Raw genomic sequence first — 24,576 nt, 5'->3', positions numbered from 1 at the left:
CCCCCCCCCCCCCCCCCCCCCCGACTCGCGATCAGTTCTTCACCACGTCATCCAGCAGCAGAAAGAAGGACGGCTGCAGGGAAAAGCCCTCGACCCGCTCGCTCGTCACCGCGTTCTGCTTCCAGTTGGCGACAAAGACCCAGGGCGCATCCTCCTGCACGATGGTCTGCATCTCCTTGTATAGACGCGCGCGCTCGTCCTGGTCGGTGGCGACGCGGGCCGCTTCCAGCAGTTCGTCCACCTTCGGGTTCGAGTAATAGCCCGAGTTGAACCCGCCCGCCTCGGGCCAGGCATCGGTGCGCAACGCGAGGAAGGGCAGCGTGTCCGGGTCGTTGGTCATCCAGGCCATCTCGGCCATGTCCGCCTTGCCTGCCAGCCCCGGGTTCACCTCTCCCAGAAAGGTATTCCACTCGTAGGTCTCGATCGTGACGTCAAAGCCGACGGCTTCCAGGTCCGCCTGGATCGCCGTGCCCATCGCGATCGGATCCAGCATGCCGGAACCGCCCTCGGTCACGAAAAATGTCAGTTCCGCCCCCTCGGCACCGGCCTCGGCCAGCAGCGCGCGGGCCTTGTCCGGGTCGTAGGGATAGGGCTCGAGGTCCTCGTTGTAGGCCCAGGCAAAGGCCGGCGGCGTCGGTCCGGCGGCCACAGCAGCAGTGCCTTCCAGAACGTCGTCCACGATGGCCGACTTGTTGACCGCGTAATTCGCCGCCTGGCGCACCTTCTTGTCCGCAAAGGGGCCTTCCTTGGCGTTCAGGATCAGGAACCAGACATGCGGGCCGGCCTGTTCATGCACGGTATATTCCGCGCCCTGGAACTCGGACAGGGCCACGGGCGGCACTTCCACCATCAGGTCGATGCCTCCGGCCAGCATCTCTGCCGTGCGGGTGTTGGCATCGGTGATCGGGCGGAACACCACCGCCTGCAGGTCGGGCGCGCCGTCCCAGTAGTCGGGGTTGCCCTCGATCACCACGGCCTCGTTCGACCGCCATTCGGCAAAGGTGAACGGGCCGGTGCCCGATGGGTTGCGCCCGAAATCCGAGCCGTGCTGTTCGACCGCGGCGGGAGAGACGATCAGGCCGGTGGGATAGGCGAGGTTCGACAGGAAGGGCGCGTAGGGTGCGTTCAGGGTGAATTTCACCGTCAGGTCATCCACCACCTCGATGGCTTCCACCGCCGAGAAGAAGAAGGCCAACGGGAAAGGACCCGTGTCGTGATAGGGGTGATCCTCGTTCAGCATCCGCTCGAAGTTGAACTTCACCGCTTCGGCGTTGAACGGGCTGCCGTCGTGAAAGCTCACGCCCTCGCGCAGCGAAAAGGTGTATTCGGTCCCGTCCTCGGAAATGGTCCAGTCGGTCGCAAGCGCCGGTTCGACCTCCAGCGTGCCATCCTTGTAACGCACCAGTCCGTCGTAGACGTTCATCAGGATGCGGAAGTCGTTGACCGCCGTGACCGCTGCCGGGTCCAACGCCTTGGGCTCGGCGATCTGGCCGACGATCAGGACGCCCGGCGGCGTCTGGGCCTCGGCCCCGGTAAATGTGCCGACTGTCAGCGCAAGCGCCGTCCCGGCGGCAAGCAGCCCTCGGCGGGTGAATGAGAAGAGCGACATTGCGTTACCTCCGCTGTTGTCCTTGGGTCTTGTTCTTCATTTTTTATTTTTCATGATAAATTGCATGAGGCCAAATTTTCATGATAAATTCAAGTCTCATGATGAGGAGGCTCCCGCATGACGATCTCGATCCTTGCAATGGATGAAAAAACAGGCCGCTACGGAGGCGCCGCCACGACCGGCAGTCTCTGCGTCGGCGGCTGGGTTCTTCGCGGGGATGCCGAATCGGGAATGTCGGCCTCGCAGGGGTCCCTGCCCTCGACCATGTGGGGAACAGAGACCCTGGCCCTGATGAAATCCGGGGTGTCCGCACAGAATGCCGTGGACCGTGTGACCGGCGCCGACAGCGGGCGCGGTCAGCGGCAACTGGCGACGCTGGACCCGACAGGCGGCACCGCCAGCTTTACCGGCGCCGACAGCATCCAGGCGGCGGGCGCGCGCAGCGCCGACAAGGTGATCGTCACCGGCAACCTGCTGTCTTCGGAGGACGTGCTGCAGGCAATGCTCGACGGGTTCCTGGCCGCCGAAGGGACATTCGATCTGCGCCTGCTGGCGGCCCTCGACGCGGCCTCGGCTGCCGGGGGCGACAGCCGGGGGCTGCTCTCTGCCGCGCTGCTGGTCGTCGGGCGGGACATGGCGCCGCTGACCCTGCGCGTGGATCATTCCGAAACCCCGCTGGCGGATCTGCGGGCGTTGCACCGGCGCGCCACCAGCGGCGACTATGCCGACTGGGCCGTCATGGTGCCGACGCTCGATGACCCCGAGCGGGCGAAACCCTATGGCGCGAAGACCGACCAGCCGGTGTAACCGGCGATCCGCTCGGCCAGCCAGGTGCCCACCTGCGAGTTGCCGTAGCCATCCAGCCCCGGCGACCAGACCGCGATCGAGGCCACGCCCGGCGCCACCAACAGGATCCCCCCGCCAACCCCGCTCTTGCCCGGCAGACCGACGCGAAAGGCGAAATTGCCCGACCCGTCGTATTGCCCGCAGGTCATCATCAGCGCATTGATCCGCCGCGCCCTGAGCGGCGAGATCATCGCCGGCACGCCGGGCAACATCGCCAGCATCCGCCCCGCCCGCGCCAGTTGGCGGCACGTCATCTCGATGGCGCATTGATGGGCATAGGTGCCCATGACCATCTCGGGCGGATTCAGCAGGTTGTCATGCGATTGCAGGTAGTAGAGCAGCGCCATGTTGCGACTGGCCGTGGCCTTTTCGGAGTCCGCCACCGCGCGATCGATGTGGATGTCGTCGTCCTCGGCCGCCGCGCGGACCAGGTGCATGATTTCAGACAGCGCCTGCCGCGGTTCGCGCCCGCCAAGCAGCGCATCAGTGGTCACCAGCGCACCCGCGTTGATGAAGGGATTGCGCGGGCGGCCGTTCTCATGCTCCAGCAGGAAAACGCTGTCAAATGCGGTGCCCGAGGGTTCGCGCCCCACCCTGCGCCAGAGGTCATCGCCCAGCCGTCCCAGAACGGCGGCCAGGGAAAAGACTTTCGAAATGCTCTGGATCGAAAAGCGGGTGTCGGCCTCGCCCGCCCCCAGTTCCGTCCCATCGGCCAGGCAAATGGCAACCCCCACCTGTGCCGGATCGACCTTGGCCAGCTCAGGGATGTAATCCGCCGGACGTCCCCAGTTGCCCGCGCCGCGCGCCTCGGCCACGAGCCGATCCAGCTCTTCTGCCAGCCCCGCCACGCTCATTCCGCCATGAACCGTTTCATCACCACCGCCTCCTGATCCTCCATCAGGCGGCGCGCCATTTCCATGTGTTCGCGCATGATGGCGCGGGCGGCTTCGCCGTCGCCGTCGCGCAAGGCCTCGACCAGCCCGGCCTGGTGGTCGCGCCCCTGCCGCCAGAGTTCGTGGTTCGGCTTGGAGTAGAGGCGTTTGTAAACGGTCAGGTCGGCCAGGATCTGCGCCATGAAACCGATGAAGAACCCCAGCAAAGCGTTGTCCGCAAACTCTGCCAGCCGCGCGTGGAACACCAGGGAGGCGACGTGCTGGGCGCGTTCGCCCTCGGCATCCTCGGCGGGTTCGGCGTAGGTGGTCATGATCTGTTCCAGTTCCGCCAGTTGCTCGGGCGTCAGCCGCCCGGCCAGAGAGGCCGCCAGTTCCGGCTCAAGGGCGATGCGGACCTGGTAGATGTCGTCGATCGAGATATTGCGGAAGTAGAAATAGTTGCCCAGCAGCGCATGGGCCCGGTCCTTGCCGACCTCGCCCACGAAACTGCCGCCACCCGGGCCGGTCTTGGTCACCACAAGGCCCTGCGCCTGCAACAGGCGCATCGCCTCGCGGATCGTGCCCTTGGACATGCCGAATTCTGCGATCAGTTCGGATTCGCCGGGCAGCCGGTCCCCCGGCTGCAGCCCGCGTTCAACCACGAGGTCCTTGATCGCCTCGGCCACACGCACCGGGCGCGACCGGCGCGTGCCGTCGCGCGTCAGGGGGCCTGGGCTCTTGACCCCGGTCATGGGAAACGGAACCGTGACGACATTGCCAGAGACAAGCAATTCATCATGATAAATTCAAGAGGCATAAGCGCGCGCCGGTCAGGATCGGGTCACAGATTTTCGGATGTATGGATGTCGAAATCCAGCGTGACGTGCTGCGCCCCCGTGATCCCTCCGCCCGAAATGAACATGCCGCACATCTCGGGGGTGCCGGGCAAACAGCTCTTCTGTCATCTCACGCGCCACATCCGCCGATTCAAATGTCGCGCACGGTTCCAACAGGGTGAAGCCGGATCCCTCTCTCGGAAATAAGAGCGAAAACCGCTCTCGTTCATGTCCTGGTTGCGGTAACGCGTGTTGCCCACGAAGATGCCGATTTCGCCCCTCTGGTGGCAGTTCTTATCAAAAGCCTAGGCGGCGGTGCGGCCCACCTTGAAACTGTCCAGCCCCACATAGCCCACGTTCCCCCGCGCTGTCAGGGGAGAGAGCAGCCCGATGACCGGGGCGCCCCGCACCAGAAGGGAGTCTATCGCCTCGCAAATGTACGCCGGGACGATGCAGCTCACGCCCCGCCTGAACGGAAAACTCAATGACACCAAACCCGTAGAACCCGATCCCCTGCGCCGCGCGCAGCACTCGTTCGCGGGTTGGCTGGCGAACATGGTCTGGAGAGTTGATCACGCGGTTGACCGTCGAAACGGAGACGCCCGCCGCCCTTGCCAGGTCAGGTATTGTCGGTCGCTTCACCATGCCGGGGCCCTTTCATTTCGTTTCATCGCAAAGGGCGCATGAGTTGAAATGATTTGAAATCACTCCGATCACGCCAGCGAACTTGATTTGATGCGTCTCCCCTCGTCAAGACTACATGCATCGGCCGCCGCACACCTCTGCGCGTGTCGGCAAGACGCTGGGGAGGGCACGATCGAGCTGTTCTATTACATCCGGCGCAAGCAGGGCACGCGGCTCAAATACAACGCCAGGTTTCCTTCAGAGTCCCCCTCCGACGTGTTCTGGTTCAAGAGCCGGAACCTGGACAACTTCCTGCGCAGCTTCTTGATCGGCATCCCGATCTGGATCCTGGTCGAGGTGCTGGTGCTGTGGCGCTATGGCAATGGCATCCACGCCTTCGGCAAAGTCGACTGGCAGGACAACTGGCAGTGGCTGGTGGTGCTGACGCTGCTGGTGCCCGCCATCCACGAGATTCACTTCTTCTGCATCCACCGTCTGTCCACACGCCCTTTCTCTACAAGCACATGCATTCGGTGCACCACAATTCGATCAACCCGTCGCCCTGACCGTCGCTGTCGATGCACTGGATCGAGCACACGCTGTATTTCGGCGAGGTCGCTTGGCACCTGCTGATCCCGTCCAACCGGATCGTGATGATGTTCAACAGCCATGCGGTCGGCTACGGTGCGATCAACGGGCACATCGGCTTTGACAAGCTGGAAATCACTGACGAGACCGCGCTCGATAGCCATGCCTAAGCCCATTACCTGCACCACAAGTACTTCGAAGTGAACTACGGCGCCGACGGGCTGGTCCCGCTGGATAAGTGGCTGGGCTATTGGCACGACGGCTCCAAGGAGGCCGACGAAAGGATGAAGGCGGGTTTCCGGGAAAAGAAGGCGCGCGCAAATACCCGGAAAGTCGGCATGCCCGCCGAAGGAGGAACACCTGCAAGGCGCCGTGAAGGCACCCCGCACCGCCTCACGACAACCATGCCCCCAGTTCACCACGGCCTTTCACATCCGCCATTCCACATCTGGGCCTTTGACGGCAACGCGTTCACGGGCATCCTTCGCGGATCCAATATCATGACGGAGCACAGGATGAGCATTCGCATCGCCGTGATCGGCGCGGGACTGATGGGGGCCGATCACGCCGCAATCGTGGCCGAGGACATGCCCGGCGCCACCCTTCAACTGGTCTGCGACATGAACGCCGACCGCGCGCGAGCGGTGGCTGACAATCTGGGCGCCACCGATGTCACAACCGATCCCGAGGCCGCAATCACCCGCGACGATGTCGACGCGGTCATCATCGCCAGCCCCGATTTCACCCATGCGCCGCTCAGCATGGCCTCTATCCGCGCGGGCAAGCGCGTGCTCTGCGAAAAGCCCCTGTCGCAGTCGCCACAAGAATGCATCGAGGTCATGCAGGCCGAAGAGGCCGCAGGGACAAAACACGTCATGCTGGGCTTCATGCGCCGCTATGACCAGTCCTACGTCGAAATGAAGGAGGCGGTGACAAGTGGCCAACTGGGCCGCGCGCTGATGATGCACAATTTTCACCGCAACGTGGAAACCCCGGCCGCCGATTTCACCGGCGCGATGGCAATCACCAATTCCGCGCCGCATGAATTCGATGTCGCCCGTCATGTCCTGGGCTGCGAATTCACCGCAATCTCTGCCTACCAGCCCCGGCGATCGGATTCCGTCGTGGCCCCGGTCGTCATGGTCCTGGAAACCGATGACGGCCAGCTTGTGACCATCGAGGTCAACAACAACGCCGCCTATGGCTACGACGTGCGCGCGGAATTGGTGGGCGAACAGGGCAGCATCGCCATGAACAACCTCGCCTACACCCGCACCGACATGAAACTGGCCGCCACCACCCGCTACGAGGCCGACTGGCGCGGGCGCTATCACGAGGCCTACGTCCGCCAGAACCGCGATTTCCTGCGCTTCGTGGAAACCGGCGCCTTTCCGGCGACGGCTGCGGACTGCTGGGACGGCTACTGCGCCGCACAGGTTGCACAGACCGGGGTCAGGGCGCTGGAAACAGGTCAAAAATGTGTGGTCGAAAAGATCGCCAGACCGGGGTTCTACGCATGAAAGCCGGCGTTATCTACGACAGGCTCGGCTCCACGTTGCGGCACGACATGCTGCCCGTGCCCTGGCGCCAGCGACGCCCGATAAACCACGGAGACCCAAATGTCCGAATGGATTGATGCCTGCGCCACCGGCGACATCGACAAAGAGGACCTTGTCCGTTTCGATCACGGCAGCCGAACCTTCGTGATCGTACGCGACCACCAGGACAACCACCATTGCACCGACGGGCTGTGCACGTACGAGGACGTGCACCTTGAAAACGGTCTGGTGGTCGAGGCGACGATCGAATGCCCCAAGCATTCGTCGATCTTCGACTGCACCACGGGCGAGGTGGAAACGCCCCCCGCCTGCGAAAACCTGCACACCTACCTCACCAAGGTCGAGAACGGCCGCATCTTCGTGGAGCTTTGAGATGACATTCCAACTTGCCGCGTGCGCGGAAATGCTCTGGCTGGACAAACCCATCGCCTGGCGCGCCGCGCGCCTGGACGAGATGGGCTTTGGCGTCGGCCTCTGGAACTGGCCGGACTGGGACCTGGACGCGCTGGAAAAGACCGGCGCCAGTTTCACCATCATGAACGGCTATTTGCACGGGCGCCTGTCGGATGCCGAAGGCGCCGACCTGCTGGTGAAATCGGCCCGGGAAACCGCGCAAGTGGGCAAGCGGCTGGGCTTTGCGCGGCTGAACCTGCATGGCACCGGCCTGGGCGACGGTGGATTGCCGATCCCCCGACACGGGGCCTTTGCCCCCGGCATGTGGCTGCGGGCGCGCGATACGCTGCACCGGATCTGCGACATGGCCGAGGAAGAAGGCGTGACCTTCACCCTGGAAAACCTCAACCTGCGCGAACATCCCGGCTGTCCGTTCAATACGACCGCCGATGTCCTGTCGCTGGTCTCGGCGGTGGATCGACCGCAACTGCGGATCAACCTCGATCTCTACCACACGCAGATCGGCGAAGGTGACGTGATCCGCTGGGCCGAGGCCTGCCTGCCCTGGATCGGCGAATACCAGGTCGCCGACAACCCGGGCCGGTTCGAGCCGGGCACGGGAGAGATGAACTATCCCGTCATCGCCCGCGCGCTGGCCGACATGGGCTATGACGGACCGGTCGCCTTCGAGGGCTACGCCAAGAGCGATCCCGAAACCGCGCTGGACGCTTTCCGCAGGGCCTTCACGGTCTGAGGTCCAATACCGGTCACAGGGGGATCGATCACGAACGTCCGCCTGTCCCGGCGACCCGCGGCACAAGGAAACGCGGCAAAAAGATCCGGATACTCTTGCCCCTTGAGGAGACGGCGGACAAGAGCATCCAGAACCGCCTGCAAGGTCTACAAGGTCGGCGTCAAGGTATCCGGCGTCACACCCCTTGCACGCCTTTCAGCGTGAGGTTGGTGACAAGCTGGGCGTATTCCTCGCGGGCCTCGCTGCCCGCGCCCGTGTTCCACATGTAGTACCAGTTCAGCATGCCAAAGACCGACATGGTGACAGAGCGCAGCTTGCGCGGGTCCCCCCCCAGCTTGTCGGGCGCGATCTCTGCCAGGATGGCCGAGAGATGGTTGACCATGTCGCGCTGGTAGGCGCGCAGCACCTTCTGCTTGTCCTCGGGCAGCGCGTCCAGCGCGGATATCTGTACCTTGTGATGGTCGTCGGCCCCCTGGTAGGCTCGCAGCACCGCACGCACCGTGTCCAGCAGCCGATCCTCGGGGGTGGCCTCGGGCGCAGGTTCGACGCAGACGCGGGCGTGCAAAGCGGACAGGTAGCTGTCCAGAAGGTCGAACAGCAGCGCGTCCTTGCCCGCGTAGTAGTGGTAGATATTGGCCTTCGAGATTCCGCATCCCGCCGCGATCCGGTTCATCGAGGCACGGTCGAACCCTTCGGCGGCAAAGACCTGTGCCGCGCAATTCAGGATTTGCGCGCGTTTCTCGTCGTGATCCTTGGCGATGGGGCGTGCCACGGTCTCTCCTCGCTCCCTTGTCCGGTCTTCATACCGGGGTTTTGCGGGGAAATTAACTGACCGAATGGTCGGTGACAACATCGGACAGGATCGGCGCCGCGTCAGGCCGCCGCCGACAGCCTGTCCAATCCCGGCGCGGGCAGGCGCCGCAACAGCCGCGCCGTGCCGGCCCGACAGGCCGGGCCGGCCCAATCCGCGGGCAGGACGAAATCCGGAAGTTCCGGCACCTTGAGCACGATGCGCCGCCAGCTGTGCACGATCAGCACCCGTAGGGCGGCGGTTTGCAACGGGTCCGGCGCGCCGGCAGCCTCCAGCGCCGCCTCGGCCCGCGTCAGGCGGGCCGCGAGGTCAGCCGAGAGGGACACGGTCGTCGCATCGCAGGTCTTGTCGCGCATCCAGCGCGGCAAGGGCCGGTCGGGATCAATCGGCGTGGCAAAGGCCTCTGCCCCGGCGGGCGGATGCGCCGTCAGCACCGCATGCGGCGTGACCCAGACATCGTTACGCGTCCATTCCAGCGGAGAGGCCGGATCGGTCAGCACCAGGAAGGCTGCATTTGCGGGCGGGTCGGCGGCATAGATGCGCGGGCTGGCGGCGACGGTCTGGGCCCGCCCCTCGGCCGTCAGGCGATACAGACTGGACCGTCCGGCCCGCTCGCTTTCGATCCAGCCGTCCTTGCGCAGGCGGTGCAGCGCCACGCGCATGGCCTCGGGCTTGATGCCGACACGGTTCATGATCTCGCCCAGGACGGTCCCCGGCAGCGCCGAACCATCCTGCGCAAGATCCCCGAATACGGTGACAAGCAGCGACCAGACGCGCGGGGGAATCTCGCCCCGCAGGTCGCTGACCGCTGCTTCGAAGGCCGTGCTGTCCATCGTCTCCTGTCTGCGCTCAGGCGCTGTAGGCGTTCATCGTCAGCAGCTCGTATTCCGCCACCTTGTCGCCGTCCTGGTTCGTCAGCGTCACGTGCCAGCGCACCTCGCCATAGTCATCCGTCCGGCGCGTCTTTTGCTTGACGGTCAGGCGCACGTTCAGCGCATCCCCGGCCACCACCGGCTTCATGAAGCGTAGCCCGTCCAGCCCGGTATTGGCCAGCACCGGCCCCTCGTTCGGCTCGACAAACATGCCCGCCGCGAAACTCAGCAGCAGGTAGCCATGCGCCACGCGACCCGGGAAGAAGGGATTCCGCGCCGCGGCCTCCTCGTCCATGTGCGCATAGAAGGTGTCGCCAGTGAACTCCGCGAAATGCTCGATGTCCTTCAGCGTGATCTCACGCGGGCCCGCGTGCAGCGTCTCGCCAATCGCCAGGTCGTCGAAACCGCGGGTAAAGGGATGCGCCGGTGCCTCTTTTTCCTCGGCGCCGGGAACCCAGCGGTTACCAATGGCGCTCAGCATCTCCGGGCTGCCCTGGATCGAGGTCCGCTGCATGTAGTGCATCACGCCGCGCACGCCGCCCATTTCCTCGCCGCCGCCCGCACGGCCGGGACCGCCGTGAACAAGATGCGGCATCGGAGAGCCGTGGCCGGTGCTTTCCTTCATGCTGTTACGATCGTTGAAGTACAGCCGCCCGTGGAACGCCCCCGCGCCCAGCGCCACCTCGCGCGCGACCGCCGGATCATGCGTGATGACAGACGCCACGAGCGACCCGCCGCCACGATTGGCGATCTGCACCGCGTGCCCCAGGTCGCGATAGCCCATGACCGTGGACACGGGGCCAAAGGCCTCGGTGTCGTGGATGCGCTCTGCCTTGTCCGGATCGGCACAGTGGAAAAGCATCGGCGGCAGGAAGGCCCCCTTGGCCCCGTCCGCGCCTTGCACCTCAAAGGCGTTGGGGTCGCCAAAGACGCGCTCTGCCTCGGCGCCGATCACCTTGGCCTTGTCCAGCACGTCGCGTTTCTGCCCGTTCGAGACCAACGCCCCCATGCGCGTCGCCTCGGCGCGGGGATCGCCGATCGGCGTCTTGGCCAGCCGCGCGCTCAGCGCCTCGATCACCGCCGGGACCTGCGCCTCGGGCGCGATGATGCGGCGGATCGCTGTGCATTTCTGCCCCGCCTTCACGGTCATCTCGCGGTGCACTTCCTTGACGAACAGGTCGAACTCCGGCGTGCCCGGTTCCGCATCCGGTCCCAGGATCGAGGCGTTCAGGCTGTCCTGTTCCGCAACGAAGCGCACGGACTCCCGCAAAAGGTGCGGGTTCGACCGCAGCTTCAGCGCCGTGTCGGCGGAGCCGGTGAAACTCACCGCGTCCTGACAGGTCAGCCGGTCCAGCATGTCGCCCAGACCACCGGCCACGAATTGCAGCGCGCCTTCGGGCAGCAGCCCGCTTTCCAGCATCAGCCGCACCGCCAGTTCGGTGACGTAGCAAGTGGCCGTGGCCGGTTTCACGATGGCGGGCACCCCCGCCAGCAGGGTCGGCCCCAGCTTTTCCAGCATCCCCCAGACCGGGAAGTTGAAGGCGTTGATATGCACCGCAACGCCCTGCAACGGCGTGCAGATGTGGTGCCCCAGGAACTGCCCCGAGCGCGACATCTGTTCGACATCGCCGTCCAGGTAGACATGCCCGTCCGGCATCTCGCGCCGCCCCTTGGAGGCAAAGACGAACAGCGTGGCGATGCCGCCGTCGATGTCCAGCCCGTGATCGCGCGCCGTCGCCCCGGTGTTGAACGACAGGTCATACAGCGCGTCCTTGTGCTGCGACAGATGCTGCGCCAGCGCCTTGAGCATCTTGGCCCGCTGGTGAAAGGTCATTGCGCGCAGTGCCGGGCCACCCTTGTCGCGGGCGAAGGCCAGCATCGCCTCGACGTCCAGCGCATCGTTGCCCGCGTGGCCCAGCACCTCGCCGGTGACCGCGTTTTCAAAGCTGCGTGCGCCTGCACCCGGAGCCACCCACTGGCCCGCCGCATAGCTCTTGATCTCAAGAAGGCTCATCCTTCCCCCCTGTCCTGCCGGTCGCGCCCGGCGGTTCGTTGAATCTCTGTCTCATGCCCGTTTGATCAGGCCGTCTCTGTCAGGCCCAGCCGGGCCAGCGCGGCCTCCAGCCGCCTTTCCCATTCGGCCCGCATCTCCGGCGCGCTGGCGTGGCGCAGGCCCCAGGCCTGCAGTTGCGCCATGCGATCATCGGACGGATCGCCAAAGACCGCCGCGACACGGGGCCGCCAATAGGCCAGGCTGTCGGCAATCGCCGCCCCCTGCCCCTCGGCCGCCAGCCGCTCCAGCCCTTCCTCGGCCAGTTCGGTGTGGCGCCGTTCCACCGGCATGACCTCGCGCAGCGCCTCGGCCAGCGGCTGGTAGGTGACGCGCACCATGTCCTCCAGCTGCACGGCGACCGCGTGGCCCATGCAGAGATTCATCACCACCGCGTCGACCCAGCCCTCCAGCGGGTAGTTGAAGACCGACAGGCGCATGTCATGGGCCGACCGTGTCGATCCCGGTGCGGTGTCCCGCGGCAGGCGGTCCGTCCAGGGATGGTGGCCGACATAGCGGTCGGTATTGGCTCCGAATTCGCCCATCAGGCGCAGCACCTTGTCGGCGTGATCGGTCTTTTCCAGCACGATCCGCGCGGCGGCGATGCGTTCCTTGATCCCCGGCCCGGCGTTGATCACGTCGGCAAAACCGGCCGCCCCCGCCAACTCGCTGTCGACGAAGATGCTCATCAGCTTCATCAGCTCGGCACGGTAGCGGGGCGGCACGTTGGCCGGGTTGGTCAGCCGCCCGCCTTGGGAAAGGTATTCGGCTATGTTCATCTCGTCCGTCATGGCAGCCTCCGTTACTGGTCGTAATCCACGACCACGCGATCGGTGAGCGGGTAGGACTGGCAGGACAGGACGTAGCCGCGTTCGACCTCGTAATCCTCCAGCGCGTGGTTGGCGATCATCTCGACCTCGCCTTCGATCACCCGGCACTTGCAGGTGGAACAGACCCCGGCCTTGCAGGCATAAGGCGCGTCCAGCGCGTTTTCCAATGCCGCGTCGAGAACAGAAAGGTCCTTGTCCATTTCAAAGCTGCGCGTCGTGCCATCCAGCGTCACGGTCGCCTGCGTGCGCTGTGCGCCCTTCGCGCCGTCCGCGCCGCGCGCCTTCTGTGGCAAACGTCCGGGCTGGGCGCTGGCGAAAAGCTCGAACTTGATCTGTTCCTCGGTCAGCCCGTGATCCTTCAGCGCCTTGGCAATGCCCAGCATCATCGGCTCGGGCCCGCAGATAAAGGCGGTGTCGACAGTCTCGACGTCGATCCAGTGCTCGAAGAGCGCATCGCATTTCTCGGCATCGACGCGGCCCTGGAACAGGTCGATGTCCATCGCGTCCGATTCCAGGACGTGAATGATGTTGAGCCGCCCCATGTAGAGGTTTTTCAGATCCTCCAGTTCCTCGCGGAACATGATCGAGTTCACGCCCCGGTTGGCATAGACCAGCGTAAAATCCGACCGCGGCTCCGTCGCCAGCACGGTCTTGAGGATCGACAGCACCGGGGTGATCCCCGACCCGCCGGCAAAGCCCAGGTAGCTGCGGCTGGCCGCCGGGTCGAGCGGGGTGTGAAAGCTGCCCATCGGCTCCATCGCTTCCAGCACCATGCCCGGTTTCAGGTCCTCGTTGGCCCAGGTCGAAAAGGCGCCGCCCTCGACCTTCTTGATGCCAACCTGCAGCACGCCCTCTCCACGGCCGGCGCAGATCGAATAGGATCGCCGAACCTCGGTGCCGTCGAAATCGCGACGGAAGGTCAGGTACTGCCCCTGGATAAAGTCAAAGCTTTCGCCGTTCGCCGGTTCCAGCGTCACGACAACCGCATCGCGGATGGTCTTTTTCACGTCACGGACGGTCAGTTCATGAAAGCGCGGCATGGGCCTCACTCCTCAGATGCACTTGAAATAGTCGAAAGGCTCCAGGCAGTCGGTACACCGCCAATGCGCCTTGCAGGGGGTCGAGCCGAACTGGCTCACACGGGTGACGTTCCTTGAGCCGCAATGCGGACATCTTTCCGGCCCGCCCGCCGGTTGCGGAGGGGCGATCCCGTAGTCCTCCAGCCGGGACCGCCCTTTCTCGCTCAGCCAGTCCGTCGTCCAGGCCGGGGCGATCCGCGTCTCGATCTTCACGTCCTTGATGCCCCGGTCGCGCAGCGCCGTCTCGATATCCATCGAGATCACGCTGGTGGCCGGGCACCCGGAATAGGTCGGCGTCACCGCCACCTTGACGGTCTCGCCCTCCAGCACGACCTCGCGCACGATGCCCAGGTCGACGACAGAGATCACGGGGATCTCGGGGTCCGGCACCTCGTCCAGCCAGCCCCAGATCTGATCCACACTCACGGTCATGGCGGTTTACCAGCGCGCGCCCGGATAGGCCCGTTGCAGCCATTGCATCTGCGTCAGCATGTGGCCCAGGTGTTCGGTATGCCGGAACCCGGTCTTGCCGCCCGCATGGGCAAAGTCGCTGTCGGGGATGACCAGCGTGGCCTCGCTCATGGTCTGCTGCACCGCCGCGTCCCAGGCCGCGCGCAGGCTGGACGGCTCCGGCGCGATGCCCTCGCCCGCCATGATCCCGCTGACCTCGTCATCGGTGAACATCTCGCCCGCGTAGGGCCAGAGCAGGTCCAGCGCCGCCTGCATCCGCCGGTGGCTTTCGCTTGTGCCGTCGCCCAGACCGATCACCGTGTCGCGCGAGCGTTCGACGTGATAGGCCACCTCCTTGACCGATTTCGCCGCGATCGCCGCCACCCGTTCGTCCGAGGACCCGGCCAGCTTTTCCAAGAGCAGCACATGTGCCTGGTCAAAGAGATACTGCCGCATCATCGTCTGGCCGAAATCGCCGTTCGGCTGTTCGGCCAGCAGGACGTTGCGAAAGTCCCAGGCGTCACGCAGCATCGCCAGATCGTCGGCAGAGCGGCCCTGACCCTCGACCTCTCCGGCAAGGCCCAGCCACATCTGAGTCTGCCCGATCAGGTCCAGCGCGGTATTGGCCAGCGCGATGTCCTCTTCCAGCACCGGCGCATGTCCGCACCACTCGCTCACCCTGTGACCAAGCACGAGGGTATTGTCCCCCATCCGCAGGAGGAATTCGAAAAACGCCATGTCGCGGGTCATTACATCGCCCCCACTTCCTCGGGGATGTCAAAGAAGGTCGGGTGGCGATAGACCTTGCTCTCGGAGGGCTCGTAGAGAGGCCCCTTTTCCGAGGGCGAGGAGGCCGCGATGTGCCGCGCCTCGACCACCCAGATCGACACCCCCTCGTTGCGGCGGGTATAGACGTCGCGGGCGTTCTTGACCGCCATGTCCGCGTCAGGCGCGTGCAGCGACCCGACGTGGCGGTGGCTCATGCCATGCTGGCCGCGGATGAAGACCTCCCAGAGCGGCCATTCGTGGCGCTTGGGTTTCATCGCTTGTTCCGGCGTGTCCGGATAGGCGGAGTTGGGGGAACTCATGGTCGTTTCTCCTCCGGTGTCAGGTCGCGCGTGCGTCGCGGACCCAAATCAATGTCAGTACGGCGGCCAATCCGCCAAAGGCGGCAGTGATCAACCAGTAGGCCAGCGTGCCCCCGCCGTTCAGCACCTGCGCCAGGGCGTCGGACAGGTTCACCAGCGCAAGCCCACCCACGGTGGCCCAGATCGAGACAAGCGCGTAGGGCACCATGATTCTGTGCCGGGCAGCCCCGAAAAACAGCGCCATGTAGGTGACCAGCGTGAAGGCGATGATCTTGTCCTGGTAGGCGTAGAACGGCGGATCCCAGTACACGAACAGGACAGGGATCTTCAGCCGGAAGAAATGCGCCGCCCCCATGCAGGCAAAGAAAGCCACGCAGAGCAACAGCAGGCCGCGCAGGAGGGGATTGGGGGCTTCCATCGGGTCTCTCTTACTCTGCCGCAACCCGGCGCGCGGCCTTCTTCTCGGCATGGGCCAAGAGCCCGTCGCGCACCCATTTGCCATCGTCCCAGGCCTTGTTCCGCGCCGCCAGGCGTTCGCGGTTGCACGGGCCGTTGCCTTTCAGGACGTCAAAGAACTCGGACCAGTCGGGCTGCGAGAAATCGTAGTGCCCGGTCTCCTCGTTCCATTTCAGGTTCTCGTCCGGGACGGTCAGGCCAAGGTATTCCGCCTGCGGCACCGTCTGGTCGACGAACTTCTGGCGCAACTCGTCGTTGGTGTTCATCTTGATCTTCCAGGCCATCGACTGCTCGGAGTGCACGGATTCCTTGTCCGAGGGGCCGAACATCATCAGCGAGGGATACCAGAAGCGGTTGAGCGCATCCTGCGCCATCTTCTTCTGCGCGGGCGTGCCGTTCGCCATCTTCATCATGATGTCGTAGCCCTGCCGCTGGTGGAACGACTCTTCCTTGCAGATCCGGATCATCGCGCGGGAATAGGGGCCAAAGGACGTCCGCTGAAGCGGCACCTGGTTCATGATCGCCGCGCCATCGACCAGCCAGCCGACCGCGCCCATGTCGGCCCATGTCAGCGTCGGATAGTTGAAGATGGACGAGTATTTCATCCGCCCGTCCAGCAGCATCTCGGTCAGTTCATCGCGCGTCACGCCCAGTGTTTCCGCCGCGCAATAAAGGTACAGGCCATGCCCTGCCTCGTCCTGCACCTTGGCCAGCAGGATCGCCTTGCGTTCCAGCGTGGGTGCGCGGGTGATCCAGTTGCCCTCTGGCAGCTGGCCCACGATCTCGGAATGCGCGTGCTGGCCGATCTGGCGGATCAGCGTCTTGCGATAGCCCTGCGGCATCCAGTCCTTGGGCTCGATCTTCTCGCCCGCGTCGATGCGGGCCTGGAAGGCGGCAAGCTTCTCGGGGTCTTCCTGCGTCGCCTCCGACTTGATCATCTGTGCATACATTGCAGAGCCTCCCTGCTGATAGACTTCAAACCCGTTCGAGGACGATGGCCGCCCCCTGCCCCACGCCGACACACATGGTGCAGAGCGCGTAGCGTCCCCCATTGCGCCGCAACTGGTGCGCCGCGGTCAAGACAAGACGCGCGCCGGACATGCCCAGCGGGTGCCCCAGCGCAATGGCGCCGCCCTGCGCGTTCACGCGCGGATCGTCATCCGCCACGCCCAGCTCGCGCAGCGTCGCAAGCCCCTGGCTGGCAAAGGCCTCGTTCAATTCTATCACATCCATCTGGTCGATGCTCAGGCCGCAACGATCCAGCACCTTGCGACTGGCGGGCACCGGACCGATGCCCATGACGCGCGGCGCCACACCGGCCGAGGCCATGCCCAGCACGCGGGCCATGGGCGTCAGCCCCTGCGCCTTGACCGCCGCCTCACCGGCCAGCAGCAGCGCCGCCGCCCCGTCATTGACGCCGCTGGCGTTGCCCGCTGTCACACTCAGCTCCGGCCCGTTCACGCCCTTCAGCTTGGCCAGTTTCTCGGCGGTTGTCCCGGGGCGCGGATGTTCGTCCGTATCCACGATGACCGGATCACCCTTGCGCTGCGGCACCTCGACGGAAACGATCTCATCCGCGAACAGGCCGGCGGCCTGCGCCGCTTCCCAGCGCGCCTGGCTGCGCGCCGCAAAGGCGTCCTGGTCCTCACGGCTCACGCCATAGTCGGCGGCCACGTTGTCGGCGGTCTCGGGCATCGAGTCGGTGCCGTACATCGCCTTCATCTTCGGGTTCACGAAACGCCAGCCGATGGTGGTGTCATAGACCGCGTTGGCGCGGGTAAAGGCGCTGGTGGCCTTGGGCATCACGAACGGCGCCCGGCTCATGCTCTCGACCCCGCCGGCGATGCAGAGGTCGTAGTCCCCGGCCTTGATCCCGCGCGCGGCAAAACCCACCGCATCCATGCCCGAGGCACACAGCCGGTTCACGGTCGTTCCCGGGACACCCTCGGGCAAACCGGCCAGCAGCGCCGCCATGCGCGCCACGTTGCGGTTGTCCTCGCCCGCCTGGTTGGCCGAGCCATAGATGACCTCGTCCACTGCGCTCCAGTCCACCGAAGCGTTGCGCGCCATGAGTGCGCTGATCGGCAGCGCCGCCAGGTCATCCGCCCTGACCGAGGACAGCGCCCCGCCATAGCGCCCGATCGGCGTCCGCACCCCGTCACAGATGAAAGCGTCCATGACCGACACTCCTCCCATTAATCGACCACACGGTCGGAATACGGGAACGCGGAGATTCGCGCAAGGAAAAGTTACACGATTTCGCACTAGGTAGTATTCGGTAACATTTCAGGCGCCGACACACCCGGCGCTCAGCTTGCTCCCGAGTTCCCTGGACACCGAAAACAGGCGCAGCCCGTCCAAACGGGTCGGCGGGCGGGCGCCTTTGCGGCGCAGCCGCAAACAGTCCCGTCCCGGCGACCAAACCGAAAAAGGGCGCCCCGGTCTCCCGGAGCGCCCCCTTTCAAGTCATTCAACCCGGCTCGATCAGGCGTCGAAGCGGTCGGAGTTCATCACCTTGGTCCAGGCCGCGACAAAGTCCTTCACGAACTTCTCGGCGCCGTCGTCCTGGGCGTAGACCTCGGCATAGGCCCGCAGGATCGAGTTCGAGCCGAACACCAGGTCCACGCGCGTCGCGGTGAACTTGACCTCACCCGTCTTGCGGTCCTGGATCTCGTAGGTGCCATCGCCACCGGGCACCCACTTGAAGCCCATGTCCGTCAGGTTGACGAAGAAGTCCGTGGTCAGTGCGCCCGCGCGGTCGGTAAAGACGCCATGCGCCGTACCGCCGTGGTTGGTGCCCATCGCGCGCATGCCGCCCAGCAGGCAGGTCATTTCCGGCGCCGTCAGGCCCATCAGCTGCGCACGGTCCAGAAGCAGCTCTTCGGGGGTGACGATATAGTCCTTCTTCACCCAGTTGCGGAAACCGTCCGCGACCGGCTCGAGCACATCAAAGCTGTCGGCGTCGGTCTGTTCTTCCGTGGCATCTCCACGGCCCGGCATGAAGGGAACCTCGATGTCGAAACCCGCCGCCTTCGCGGCCTGCTCGACACCGACGTTGCCCGCCAGCACGATGACATCGGCAACCGATGCGCCGGTCTCTGCCGCGATCGGCTCCAGCGCCTTCAGCACCTTCGCCAGGCGGGCCGGCTCGTTGCCTTCCCAGTCCTTCTGCGGGGCAAGCCGGATGCGCGCGCCATTGGCACCGCCGCGCAGGTCCGACTGGCGGAAGGTCCGCGCGCTGTCCCATGCGGTCGCCACCATCTCGGCGGTCGACAGGCCGCTTTCGGCGATCTTCGCCTTGACCGCGTCCACATCGTAGCCGGTCGAGCCCGCGGGGATCGGATCCTGCCAGATCAGGTCCTCGGTCGGGGCGTCGGGGCCGATATAGCGGTCACGGGTGCCCATGTCGCGGTGCGTCAGCTTGAACCAGGCGCGGGCAAAGCAATCCTCGAAATACGCCTGGTCCGCCATGAATTTCTGGCAGATCTCGTTGTAGATCGGGTCCATCTTCATGGCCATGTCGGCATCGGTCATCATCGGCATGACACGCTTGGTCGGATCGCTGGGATCGACCGGCATGTCTTCTTCCTTGATGTCGACGGGCTTCCACTGGTTGGCACCGGCGGGCGACTTGGTCAGCTCCCACTCATGGCCGAACAGCATCTCGAAATAGCCCATGTCCCACTTGGTGGGTTCCTTGGTCCATGCCCCTTCGAGACCCGAGGTCACGGCGTTGGCCGCCTTGCCGTTCAGGTTGGGGTTCACCCAGCCAAAGCCCTGCGTCTCGATTTCGGCCGCTTCCGGTTCGGCGCCCAGCGCACCGGCGTCGCCGTTACCGTGGGTCTTGCCGACGGTGTGCCCGCCGCAGGTCAGGGCCGCGGTTTCCTCGTCGTTCATCGCCATGCGGGCAAAGGTCTCGCGGACCTGCGCGCCGGTCTTGATCGGATCGGGCTTGCCGTTCACGCCTTCCGGGTTGACGTAGATCAGGCCCATCTGGACGGCTGCCAGCGGGTTCTCCATCGTGTCCGGCTTGGCCACATCTTCGTAACGGTTGTCCGACGGCGCCAGCCACTCACGCTCGGCCCCCCAGTAGACGTCCTTTTCCGGGTGCCATATGTCCTCGCGGCCAAAGGAAAAGCCGTAGGTCTTCAGACCCATCGATTCATAGGCCATGTTCCCGGCAAGCAGGATCAGGTCGGCCCAGGACAGCTTGTTGCCATACTTCTTCTTGACCGGCCACAGCAGGCGGCGCGCCTTGTCCAGGTTGCCGTTGTCCGGCCAGCTGTTCAGCGGTGCAAAACGGATGTTGCCGTGACCGCCGCCACCGCGGCCGTCCGCCAGGCGATAGGACCCGGCCGAGTGCCACGCAAGACGGATCATCAGCCCGCCGTAATGGCCATAGTCCGCCGGCCACCAGTCCTGGCTGTCGGTCATCAGCGCCTTGACGTCGGCCTTGACCGCTTCGAAATCCAGGCTCTTGACCTCTTCGCGATAGTCAAAGTCCTCGCCCAGCGGATTCACCTTGGTGTCATGCTGGTGCAGGATGTCGAGGTTCAGCGACTTCGGCCACCAGTCGGTGACAGAGGTGCCGTTCTCTGTGATCGCGCCGTGCATGACCGGGCATTTGCCCGCCATATCATTGCCGTCCATGATGTTCTCCCTTGGTCATAAACGTCGGTCCGGGCCCTTGCGGCCCGCTCCGTTCCTTGTCTCTGTCAGGGGAAGAGGCGCGTCGCAGATGGCCCTCGCCGGCCGGCAAGACGACTCGCCCCCTCATACCCTAGAACGCTTCTAACAAGCGCCGCTCATATGTTTAAGTTGTATTTTCTCATCATCACCATAACTTTCCCCTATGAAAAATCTGACTCTCCGCCAACTCCGCTATTTCGAATCGCTGGCCCGGCACGGCCACTTCGGACGCGCGGCCGCGGCCTGTTCGATCTCGCAGCCGGCGCTGTCGGTGCAGATCCGCGATCTGGAGGCGGACCTTGGCGCGCCGCTCTTCGAACGCGGCGCGCGGCAGGTGCGGCTGACCGCCCTCGGAGAAGCCTGCCTCAGCCGGGCGGTCGACATCCTGCGCGCCGTGGACGAGTTCGAGGACCTGGCCCGCGCCGCACAAGGCGACCTTGTGGGCCGGTTGCGGCTGGGCGTGATCCCGACCGTCGCGCCCTACCTGCTGCCTGCCCTCTTTGCCGAGTTGAACCGCAACCACGCCGGGCTTGACCTGCATGTGCGCGAAACGCTGACACCCCGGCTGCTGGTGGAACTGCACGAGGGCAAGATAGACGCCGCGATCCTCGCCCTGCCCGTCGGCGAGGCCGGCCTGCACGAAGTCTCGCTCTTCGACGAAAGTTTCGTCTTTGTCCGGCCAGAGACCGAGGCGGACGCGCCGGTGCCGGACGGCGAGGCGCTGCAAAAGATGCGCCTGCTGCTGCTGGAAGAGGGGCATTGTTTCCGTGACCAGGCGCTGAGCTTCTGCAAGCTGAGTTCCGCCACGCCGCGCGACGGGCTGGACGGCTCGTCGCTGACGACGCTGGTCCAGATGGTCGGCGCCGGGCTGGGTGTGACCCTCATCCCGGAGATGGCGGTGCCCGTCGAAACGCCCGCCGCCCGTGTGTCCATCGCCCGCTTCGCCGAGCCGCAACCGACACGCACCATCGGCATGGTCTGGCGCAGTTCCAGCCCCCTGTCCGAACAATTCCGCCGTTTCTCGGAAACCGTGCGCAGCGCCGCGATGGCCGGGCGGTTGGCGCTCCACTGACGCAGAAACCCCGGGAAACCGTGGCTTCCCGGGGCGTTATGGCCAGCTCCATTGTTTGGCCGGGTGCACTCCGACCACCATTTCAATTGGCGGTTTTCACGAGGCCAGCCGGAAATCGCCGCGCGGCTGAACCGCCACGCCTTCGTCCATCAGCTTGCCGATCTCACCTTCCGGCAGTTTCGCCACATCGGCCAGGACCTCTTCGGTGTGCTGACCCAAGTGCGGCGCGGGACGCGGCACTTCGCGCGGGAGCCCGGCAAAGCTGAACGGCGAACCGGGCACAGGGTAGCGACCGATCCCCGGCTGCTCGATTTCCGCGAACATCGGGTTCTCGGGCGTCAGGTCCGCATCCTCGCGCAGCGCCTGGGCAAAGCTGCGGAACTGCGACCAGGTCACGCCGCCCTTGTCGAAATCCGATGCAAACTCGCGCACCTTGCGCCGAGCAAACCACGGAGCTAGCACTTTTGTGATCTCGGCGCGATAGGTCCAGCGGGTCCCTTCCTGCATCAGATCGACGCCAAGTCGCGCCGCCAGGTATCCCATGTCCTGTTCGGTGCCGGTGACCTTCATCAGGTTTTTCCACTGGCGCGGGGTCAGGGCAATCACCATGACGCGCCGGCCATCGGCACAGACGAAATCCTGCCCGTAGGCCCCATAAAGCGAATTGCCCGCCCTGGCCCTGTCGGTGCCGTTGACCGCAACCTCTCCGATGATGCCAAGATTGCCCAGCATCGCCGCCGCCGCATCCTTCAGCGTCAGATCAACAAACTGCCCCAACCCTTTGCGAAAACGCAATCTTTCCGCCGTCAATAGGCCAGATACCACCATGTTGCCGGCGATGCAGTCCCACGCCGGCAGGACATGGGCCACCGGGTCGGACGACCCTTCCGGACCCGTCGCCATCGGAAAGCCCAGGCTGGGATTCACGGTGTAATCCACCGCCGGCTTCCCGTGCCGGTCGCCGCGCAGCGAGACCATGCACAGATCCTTGCGCCGCGCCTTCAGCGTTTCGTAGTCGGTCCAGCCCTGCGCGGCGAGGTTGGTGATGAACAACCCCGCGTCCTCACCCGGGGCACAGATGATTTCCTGTGCGATCTCACGCCCGCGCGGGCATTTCACGTCCAGCGCGACAGAGCGTTTGCCCTTGTTCATTCCGGCCCAGAAAAGGCTTTCCCCGGAGGATGTTACAGGCCAACGTTTATAATCCATCCCGCCCTGCGGCAGATCGAAACGGATCACGTCCGCGCCCATCTGGGCCAGTGTCATGCCCGCCAGGGGCACCGCCACGAAAGCCGAGCTTTCGACCACCCGCATACCGTCCAGAATGCCGCTCATGCCGTCCACTCCATTCTTGCCTGCAGGCCAAGGTAGTCCTCGAAGGTGGCCGTCCCGACCTCGATGGCCCCGCCCGCAGGGTCCAATGCCCCCACAAGACGCAGGTCGGCGTCATGGAACATCGGGTGCACCACCCGGTAGGTGAAACGCGACGGTCGCTTGCCCGTGTGCCGTTCGGCGGCCTCGATCGCCATGGTCGCCTGCATGGGGCCATGCACGACAAGCGCCGGGTATTTCTCCACCTGCTGCGCGTAAGGCAGGTCATAGTGGATGCGATGTGCGTTGTAAGTCGCTGCGGAATAACGGAAAAGCCGAACCTCGTTCATCGGGACGCGCTCATCGTAGGCCAAGCGTTCGGGGACCGCCATCTGGCGCGGCGGACGGAAGACCGGCGGAATGTCGAGATAGACGATGTTCTGCTCTTCCTCGATCACGCCGCCTTTGTCTCCGGTGGTCACATGATCGACGGTGACAAAGGCCATCGGCCCGGTCTTGCCGTCTTTCTGGGTCACCGCCCGGATGGTCGAGACCTTGGTCAGCCGCTCGCCGACGTGGAGCACACCACCAAACCGCACGTCCCCGCCCGCCCACATGCGGCGGCGGAAGGGCAAGGGCGGCAGAAAGCCGCCCAGCGCCGGGTGTCCGTCCTCCCCCAGGTCGCTCATCGGGACGAATTCCGGAAAAGCGACCCAATGCCAAAGACTTGGCAACTCCATCCCCGGGCGCACATCGCGCTCCGGGGACAGGTCGTGGCTGACGGCGGCGTTCAGCATCCCCGCGAGGTTGGGCGTGACGCCCCCCTCGCGGGTCTCGCTGCGACCGATCCAGTTGGTATAGTCCGGCTCCATGAGGGACGCGGCGCTCATGCCGCGGCCTTCAGGCCCAGCACCTCGGCCATCGTCCGTCCCATCGCCGAGGGGTTCGGCGCCACGGTGATCCCGGCCGACGACAGGATCTCGACCTTTTCCTGCGCGCTCTCGCCAAAGGCGCTGATGATCGCGCCGGCGTGGCCCATCTGCCGCCCCTTGGGCGCGGCGAGGCCCGCGATATAGGCGCCGACCGGCTTCGTCATGTGGTCGCGGGCATAGGCGGCGGCCTCGGCCTCTTGCGGGCCTCCGATCTCTCCGATCATCATCACCGCGTCGGTTTCCGGATCGTTTTCAAAGAGTTCCAGGATGTCCTTGAAGCTGGATCCGTTGATCGGATCGCCACCGATCCCGATGGAAGACGAAATGCCGATGCCCAGCGCCTTCATCTGGCTGGCGGCCTCGTAGCCCAGCGTGCCCGATCGTCCGACAATGCCCACGCGGCCCGGCATGTAGATGGCGGGCGGCATGATCCCCATGAAGCCCTTGCCGGGGCTGATGATGCCCGCGCAATTCGGCCCGATCAGGCGCATCTTGCGGTCGCGCGGGTAGCGGCGGAGAAAGCGTTTCACACGCATCATGTCCTGCGCCGGGATACCGTCGGTCACGCAGACCGCCGTCCGGATGCCCGCATCCGCCGCCTCCATCATCGCGTCGGCGGCAAAGGCCGGTGGCACGAACAGCAGGCTCGCCTCGGCCCCGGTCTGCTCCACCGCCTCGCGCACGGTGTTGAAGACCGGGCGGTTCAGGACGGTGCTGCCGCCCTTGCCGGGCGTGACGCCGGCAACGACCCTCGTGCCGTATTCGATCATTTCCTGGGCATGGAACTGCCCGATCCGGCCGGAAAGGCCCTGGACAACGACCTTGGTATTTTCATCAATCAGGATAGCCATTTCG

Annotated in this window: 26 protein-coding genes and 1 pseudogene; 6 read left to right on the top strand and 21 right to left on the bottom strand. The window is 65.1% G+C overall.

Annotated features, from left to right (window positions below; all coding sequences use genetic code 11):
* Nucleotides 1-31: 31 nt before the first annotated feature.
* Nucleotides 32-1,609 (bottom strand): ABC transporter substrate-binding protein, encoded by a 1,578-nt coding sequence (locus tag RBB42_RS24125; protein ID WP_305971980.1) that lies wholly within the window; start codon nt 1,607-1,609, stop codon nt 32-34.
* A 117-nt stretch (nt 1,610-1,726) separates the two neighbouring features.
* On the opposite strand from RBB42_RS24125, the gene RBB42_RS24120 reads away from it, so the two are divergent.
* Entirely contained in the window at nt 1,727-2,416 is a 690-nt protein-coding gene (locus tag RBB42_RS24120) for a DUF1028 domain-containing protein (protein WP_305971979.1), read from the top strand.
* Here RBB42_RS24120 and RBB42_RS24115 read toward each other — a convergent pair.
* The 5 genes and pseudogenes from RBB42_RS24115 to RBB42_RS24095 form a co-directional block, all read right to left on the bottom strand.
* The gene (locus tag RBB42_RS24115) at nt 2,386-3,309 is read right to left on the bottom strand and encodes a glutaminase (protein WP_305971978.1); all 924 of its coding nucleotides are present in this window, start codon (nt 3,307-3,309) and stop codon (nt 2,386-2,388) included. The two genes, RBB42_RS24120 and RBB42_RS24115, sit on opposite strands and share 31 nt — an antisense overlap.
* The gene (locus RBB42_RS24110; RefSeq protein ID WP_305971977.1) at nt 3,306-4,079 is read right to left on the bottom strand and encodes a FadR/GntR family transcriptional regulator; all 774 of its coding nucleotides are present in this window, start codon (nt 4,077-4,079) and stop codon (nt 3,306-3,308) included. Before RBB42_RS24110 ends, RBB42_RS24115 begins: the two co-directional genes overlap by 4 nt.
* Before the next feature lie 389 nt (nt 4,080-4,468).
* Nucleotides 4,469-4,624, bottom strand: coding sequence for a hypothetical protein (locus tag RBB42_RS24105; protein ID WP_305971982.1), 156 nt, complete (start codon nt 4,622-4,624; stop codon nt 4,469-4,471).
* 100 nt (nt 4,625-4,724) lie between these two features.
* A pseudogene (locus RBB42_RS24100) lies at nt 4,725-4,808 on the bottom strand (LacI family DNA-binding transcriptional regulator); the annotation flags it as partial.
* A gap of 237 nt (nt 4,809-5,045) precedes the next feature.
* Nucleotides 5,046-5,279: a hypothetical protein gene (locus RBB42_RS24095; protein ID WP_305971976.1), complete on the bottom strand. Its 234-nt coding sequence runs from the start codon at nt 5,277-5,279 to the stop codon at nt 5,046-5,048.
* Between the two features lie 86 nt (nt 5,280-5,365).
* Between RBB42_RS24095 and RBB42_RS24090 the strand changes: the two genes are divergently transcribed.
* The 4 genes from RBB42_RS24090 to RBB42_RS24075 all read left to right on the top strand — a co-directional run bounded on the left by RBB42_RS24090 (nt 5,366) and on the right by RBB42_RS24075 (nt 8,081).
* Entirely contained in the window at nt 5,366-5,545 is a 180-nt protein-coding gene (locus RBB42_RS24090; protein WP_305971975.1) for a hypothetical protein, read from the top strand.
* Nucleotides 5,546-5,890: 345 nt separating this feature from the next.
* Nucleotides 5,891-6,895, top strand: coding sequence for a Gfo/Idh/MocA family oxidoreductase (locus RBB42_RS24085; RefSeq protein WP_305971974.1), 1,005 nt, complete (start codon nt 5,891-5,893; stop codon nt 6,893-6,895).
* Between the two features lie 99 nt (nt 6,896-6,994).
* A complete protein-coding gene (locus tag RBB42_RS24080; RefSeq protein ID WP_305971973.1) occupies nt 6,995-7,306 on the top strand; it encodes a Rieske 2Fe-2S domain-containing protein in 312 nt (103 codons plus the stop codon).
* Between the two features lies 1 nt (nt 7,307).
* Nucleotides 7,308-8,081, top strand: coding sequence for a TIM barrel protein (locus RBB42_RS24075; protein WP_305971972.1), 774 nt, complete (start codon nt 7,308-7,310; stop codon nt 8,079-8,081).
* A 175-nt stretch (nt 8,082-8,256) separates the two neighbouring features.
* On the opposite strand, the gene RBB42_RS24070 is transcribed toward RBB42_RS24075, so the two are convergent.
* The 12 genes from RBB42_RS24070 to katG form a co-directional block, all read right to left on the bottom strand.
* A complete protein-coding gene (locus tag RBB42_RS24070; RefSeq protein ID WP_305971971.1) occupies nt 8,257-8,853 on the bottom strand; it encodes a TetR/AcrR family transcriptional regulator in 597 nt (198 codons plus the stop codon).
* Between the two features lie 101 nt (nt 8,854-8,954).
* Complete coding sequence (locus RBB42_RS24065; RefSeq protein ID WP_305971970.1) at nt 8,955-9,725, bottom strand: PaaX family transcriptional regulator C-terminal domain-containing protein; 771 nt, start codon at nt 9,723-9,725, stop codon at nt 8,955-8,957.
* 16 nt (nt 9,726-9,741) lie between these two features.
* Entirely contained in the window at nt 9,742-11,778 is a 2,037-nt protein-coding gene (gene paaZ / locus RBB42_RS24060) for a phenylacetic acid degradation bifunctional protein PaaZ (protein ID WP_305971969.1), read from the bottom strand.
* 65 nt (nt 11,779-11,843) lie between these two features.
* Nucleotides 11,844-12,605, bottom strand: coding sequence for a Phenylacetic acid catabolic protein (locus tag RBB42_RS24055; protein ID WP_305971968.1), 762 nt, complete (start codon nt 12,603-12,605; stop codon nt 11,844-11,846).
* 11 nt (nt 12,606-12,616) lie between these two features.
* Nucleotides 12,617-13,684, bottom strand: a complete 1,068-nt coding sequence (paaE, locus tag RBB42_RS24050; protein ID WP_305971967.1) for a 1,2-phenylacetyl-CoA epoxidase subunit PaaE — start codon at nt 13,682-13,684, stop codon at nt 12,617-12,619.
* Nucleotides 13,685-13,696: 12 nt separating this feature from the next.
* Entirely contained in the window at nt 13,697-14,155 is a 459-nt protein-coding gene (gene paaD, locus RBB42_RS24045) for a 1,2-phenylacetyl-CoA epoxidase subunit PaaD (RefSeq protein ID WP_305971966.1), read from the bottom strand.
* A 6-nt stretch (nt 14,156-14,161) separates the two neighbouring features.
* Complete coding sequence (paaC, locus tag RBB42_RS24040; protein ID WP_305971965.1) at nt 14,162-14,923, bottom strand: 1,2-phenylacetyl-CoA epoxidase subunit PaaC; 762 nt, start codon at nt 14,921-14,923, stop codon at nt 14,162-14,164.
* On the bottom strand, nt 14,923-15,216 hold the full coding sequence (paaB, locus tag RBB42_RS24035) for a 1,2-phenylacetyl-CoA epoxidase subunit PaaB (RefSeq protein ID WP_305971981.1): 294 nt from the start codon (nt 15,214-15,216) through the stop codon (nt 14,923-14,925). Before paaB ends, paaC begins: the two co-directional genes overlap by 1 nt.
* A gap of 64 nt (nt 15,217-15,280) precedes the next feature.
* Nucleotides 15,281-15,679: a hypothetical protein gene (locus RBB42_RS24030; RefSeq protein ID WP_305971964.1), complete on the bottom strand. Its 399-nt coding sequence runs from the start codon at nt 15,677-15,679 to the stop codon at nt 15,281-15,283.
* A gap of 10 nt (nt 15,680-15,689) precedes the next feature.
* A complete protein-coding gene (paaA, locus tag RBB42_RS24025) occupies nt 15,690-16,667 on the bottom strand; it encodes a 1,2-phenylacetyl-CoA epoxidase subunit PaaA (RefSeq protein ID WP_305971963.1) in 978 nt (325 codons plus the stop codon).
* A gap of 25 nt (nt 16,668-16,692) precedes the next feature.
* Nucleotides 16,693-17,895 carry a 3-oxoadipyl-CoA thiolase gene (gene pcaF / locus RBB42_RS24020; RefSeq protein ID WP_305971962.1) on the bottom strand — a complete coding sequence of 401 codons (1,203 nt, stop codon included), beginning with the start codon at nt 17,893-17,895 and terminating at the stop codon, nt 16,693-16,695.
* Nucleotides 17,896-18,201: 306 nt separating this feature from the next.
* Nucleotides 18,202-20,367 (bottom strand): catalase/peroxidase HPI, encoded by a 2,166-nt coding sequence (katG, locus tag RBB42_RS24015; RefSeq protein ID WP_305971961.1) that lies wholly within the window; start codon nt 20,365-20,367, stop codon nt 18,202-18,204.
* Nucleotides 20,368-20,569: 202 nt separating this feature from the next.
* Between katG and RBB42_RS24010 the strand changes: the two genes are divergently transcribed.
* Nucleotides 20,570-21,478, top strand: a complete 909-nt coding sequence (locus RBB42_RS24010) for a hydrogen peroxide-inducible genes activator (RefSeq protein WP_305971960.1) — start codon at nt 20,570-20,572, stop codon at nt 21,476-21,478.
* Between the two features lie 96 nt (nt 21,479-21,574).
* Here RBB42_RS24010 and RBB42_RS24005 read toward each other — a convergent pair whose 3' ends face one another.
* Genes RBB42_RS24005 through sucD form a run of 3 tightly spaced genes read right to left on the bottom strand, consistent with a single transcriptional unit; the run spans nt 21,575 to nt 24,572 of the window.
* The gene (locus RBB42_RS24005) at nt 21,575-22,813 is read right to left on the bottom strand and encodes a CoA transferase (protein WP_305971959.1); all 1,239 of its coding nucleotides are present in this window, start codon (nt 22,811-22,813) and stop codon (nt 21,575-21,577) included.
* Complete coding sequence (locus RBB42_RS24000; protein WP_305971958.1) at nt 22,810-23,679, bottom strand: HTD2 family dehydratase; 870 nt, start codon at nt 23,677-23,679, stop codon at nt 22,810-22,812. Before RBB42_RS24000 ends, RBB42_RS24005 begins: the two co-directional genes overlap by 4 nt.
* Nucleotides 23,676-24,572 carry a succinate--CoA ligase subunit alpha gene (sucD, locus tag RBB42_RS23995; protein WP_305971957.1) on the bottom strand — a complete coding sequence of 299 codons (897 nt, stop codon included), beginning with the start codon at nt 24,570-24,572 and terminating at the stop codon, nt 23,676-23,678. The genes RBB42_RS24000 and sucD overlap by 4 nt, the downstream gene beginning before the upstream one ends.
* Nucleotides 24,573-24,576 lie beyond the last annotated feature (4 nt).

This window comes from Mameliella sp. MMSF_3455 (genome assembly GCF_030733205.1).
Taxonomy (GTDB): Bacteria; Pseudomonadota; Alphaproteobacteria; order Rhodobacterales; family Rhodobacteraceae; genus Antarctobacter.
Note: the sequence above shows the minus strand (reverse complement) of the source record. Positions and strands in the feature narration are given on the sequence as shown.

Coding starts and splice junctions, on each gene's coding strand:
- RBB42_RS24125 (WP_305971980.1), bottom strand. CDS start 1,609: ATGTCGCTCTTCTCATTCACCCGCCGAGGGCTGCTTGCCGCCGGGACG.
- RBB42_RS24120 (WP_305971979.1), top strand. CDS start 1,727: ATGACGATCTCGATCCTTGCAATGGATGAAAAAACAGGCCGCTACGGA.
- RBB42_RS24115 (WP_305971978.1), bottom strand. CDS start 3,309: ATGAGCGTGGCGGGGCTGGCAGAAGAGCTGGATCGGCTCGTGGCCGAG.
- RBB42_RS24110 (WP_305971977.1), bottom strand. CDS start 4,079: ATGACCGGGGTCAAGAGCCCAGGCCCCCTGACGCGCGACGGCACGCGC.
- RBB42_RS24090 (WP_305971975.1), top strand. CDS start 5,366: ATGCACTGGATCGAGCACACGCTGTATTTCGGCGAGGTCGCTTGGCAC.
- RBB42_RS24085 (WP_305971974.1), top strand. CDS start 5,891: ATGAGCATTCGCATCGCCGTGATCGGCGCGGGACTGATGGGGGCCGAT.
- RBB42_RS24080 (WP_305971973.1), top strand. CDS start 6,995: ATGTCCGAATGGATTGATGCCTGCGCCACCGGCGACATCGACAAAGAG.
- RBB42_RS24075 (WP_305971972.1), top strand. CDS start 7,308: ATGACATTCCAACTTGCCGCGTGCGCGGAAATGCTCTGGCTGGACAAA.
- RBB42_RS24065 (WP_305971970.1), bottom strand. CDS start 9,725: ATGGACAGCACGGCCTTCGAAGCAGCGGTCAGCGACCTGCGGGGCGAG.
- paaZ (WP_305971969.1), bottom strand. CDS start 11,778: ATGAGCCTTCTTGAGATCAAGAGCTATGCGGCGGGCCAGTGGGTGGCT.
- RBB42_RS24055 (WP_305971968.1), bottom strand. CDS start 12,605: ATGACGGACGAGATGAACATAGCCGAATACCTTTCCCAAGGCGGGCGG.
- paaE (WP_305971967.1), bottom strand. CDS start 13,684: ATGCCGCGCTTTCATGAACTGACCGTCCGTGACGTGAAAAAGACCATC.
- paaD (WP_305971966.1), bottom strand. CDS start 14,155: ATGACCGTGAGTGTGGATCAGATCTGGGGCTGGCTGGACGAGGTGCCG.
- paaC (WP_305971965.1), bottom strand. CDS start 14,923: ATGACCCGCGACATGGCGTTTTTCGAATTCCTCCTGCGGATGGGGGAC.
- paaB (WP_305971981.1), bottom strand. CDS start 15,216: ATGAAACCCAAGCGCCACGAATGGCCGCTCTGGGAGGTCTTCATCCGC.
- RBB42_RS24030 (WP_305971964.1), bottom strand. CDS start 15,679: ATGGAAGCCCCCAATCCCCTCCTGCGCGGCCTGCTGTTGCTCTGCGTG.
- paaA (WP_305971963.1), bottom strand. CDS start 16,667: ATGTATGCACAGATGATCAAGTCGGAGGCGACGCAGGAAGACCCCGAG.
- pcaF (WP_305971962.1), bottom strand. CDS start 17,895: ATGGACGCTTTCATCTGTGACGGGGTGCGGACGCCGATCGGGCGCTAT.
- katG (WP_305971961.1), bottom strand. CDS start 20,367: ATGGACGGCAATGATATGGCGGGCAAATGCCCGGTCATGCACGGCGCG.
- RBB42_RS24010 (WP_305971960.1), top strand. CDS start 20,570: ATGAAAAATCTGACTCTCCGCCAACTCCGCTATTTCGAATCGCTGGCC.
- RBB42_RS24005 (WP_305971959.1), bottom strand. CDS start 22,813: ATGAGCGGCATTCTGGACGGTATGCGGGTGGTCGAAAGCTCGGCTTTC.
- RBB42_RS24000 (WP_305971958.1), bottom strand. CDS start 23,679: ATGAGCGCCGCGTCCCTCATGGAGCCGGACTATACCAACTGGATCGGT.
- sucD (WP_305971957.1), bottom strand. CDS start 24,572: ATGGCTATCCTGATTGATGAAAATACCAAGGTCGTTGTCCAGGGCCTT.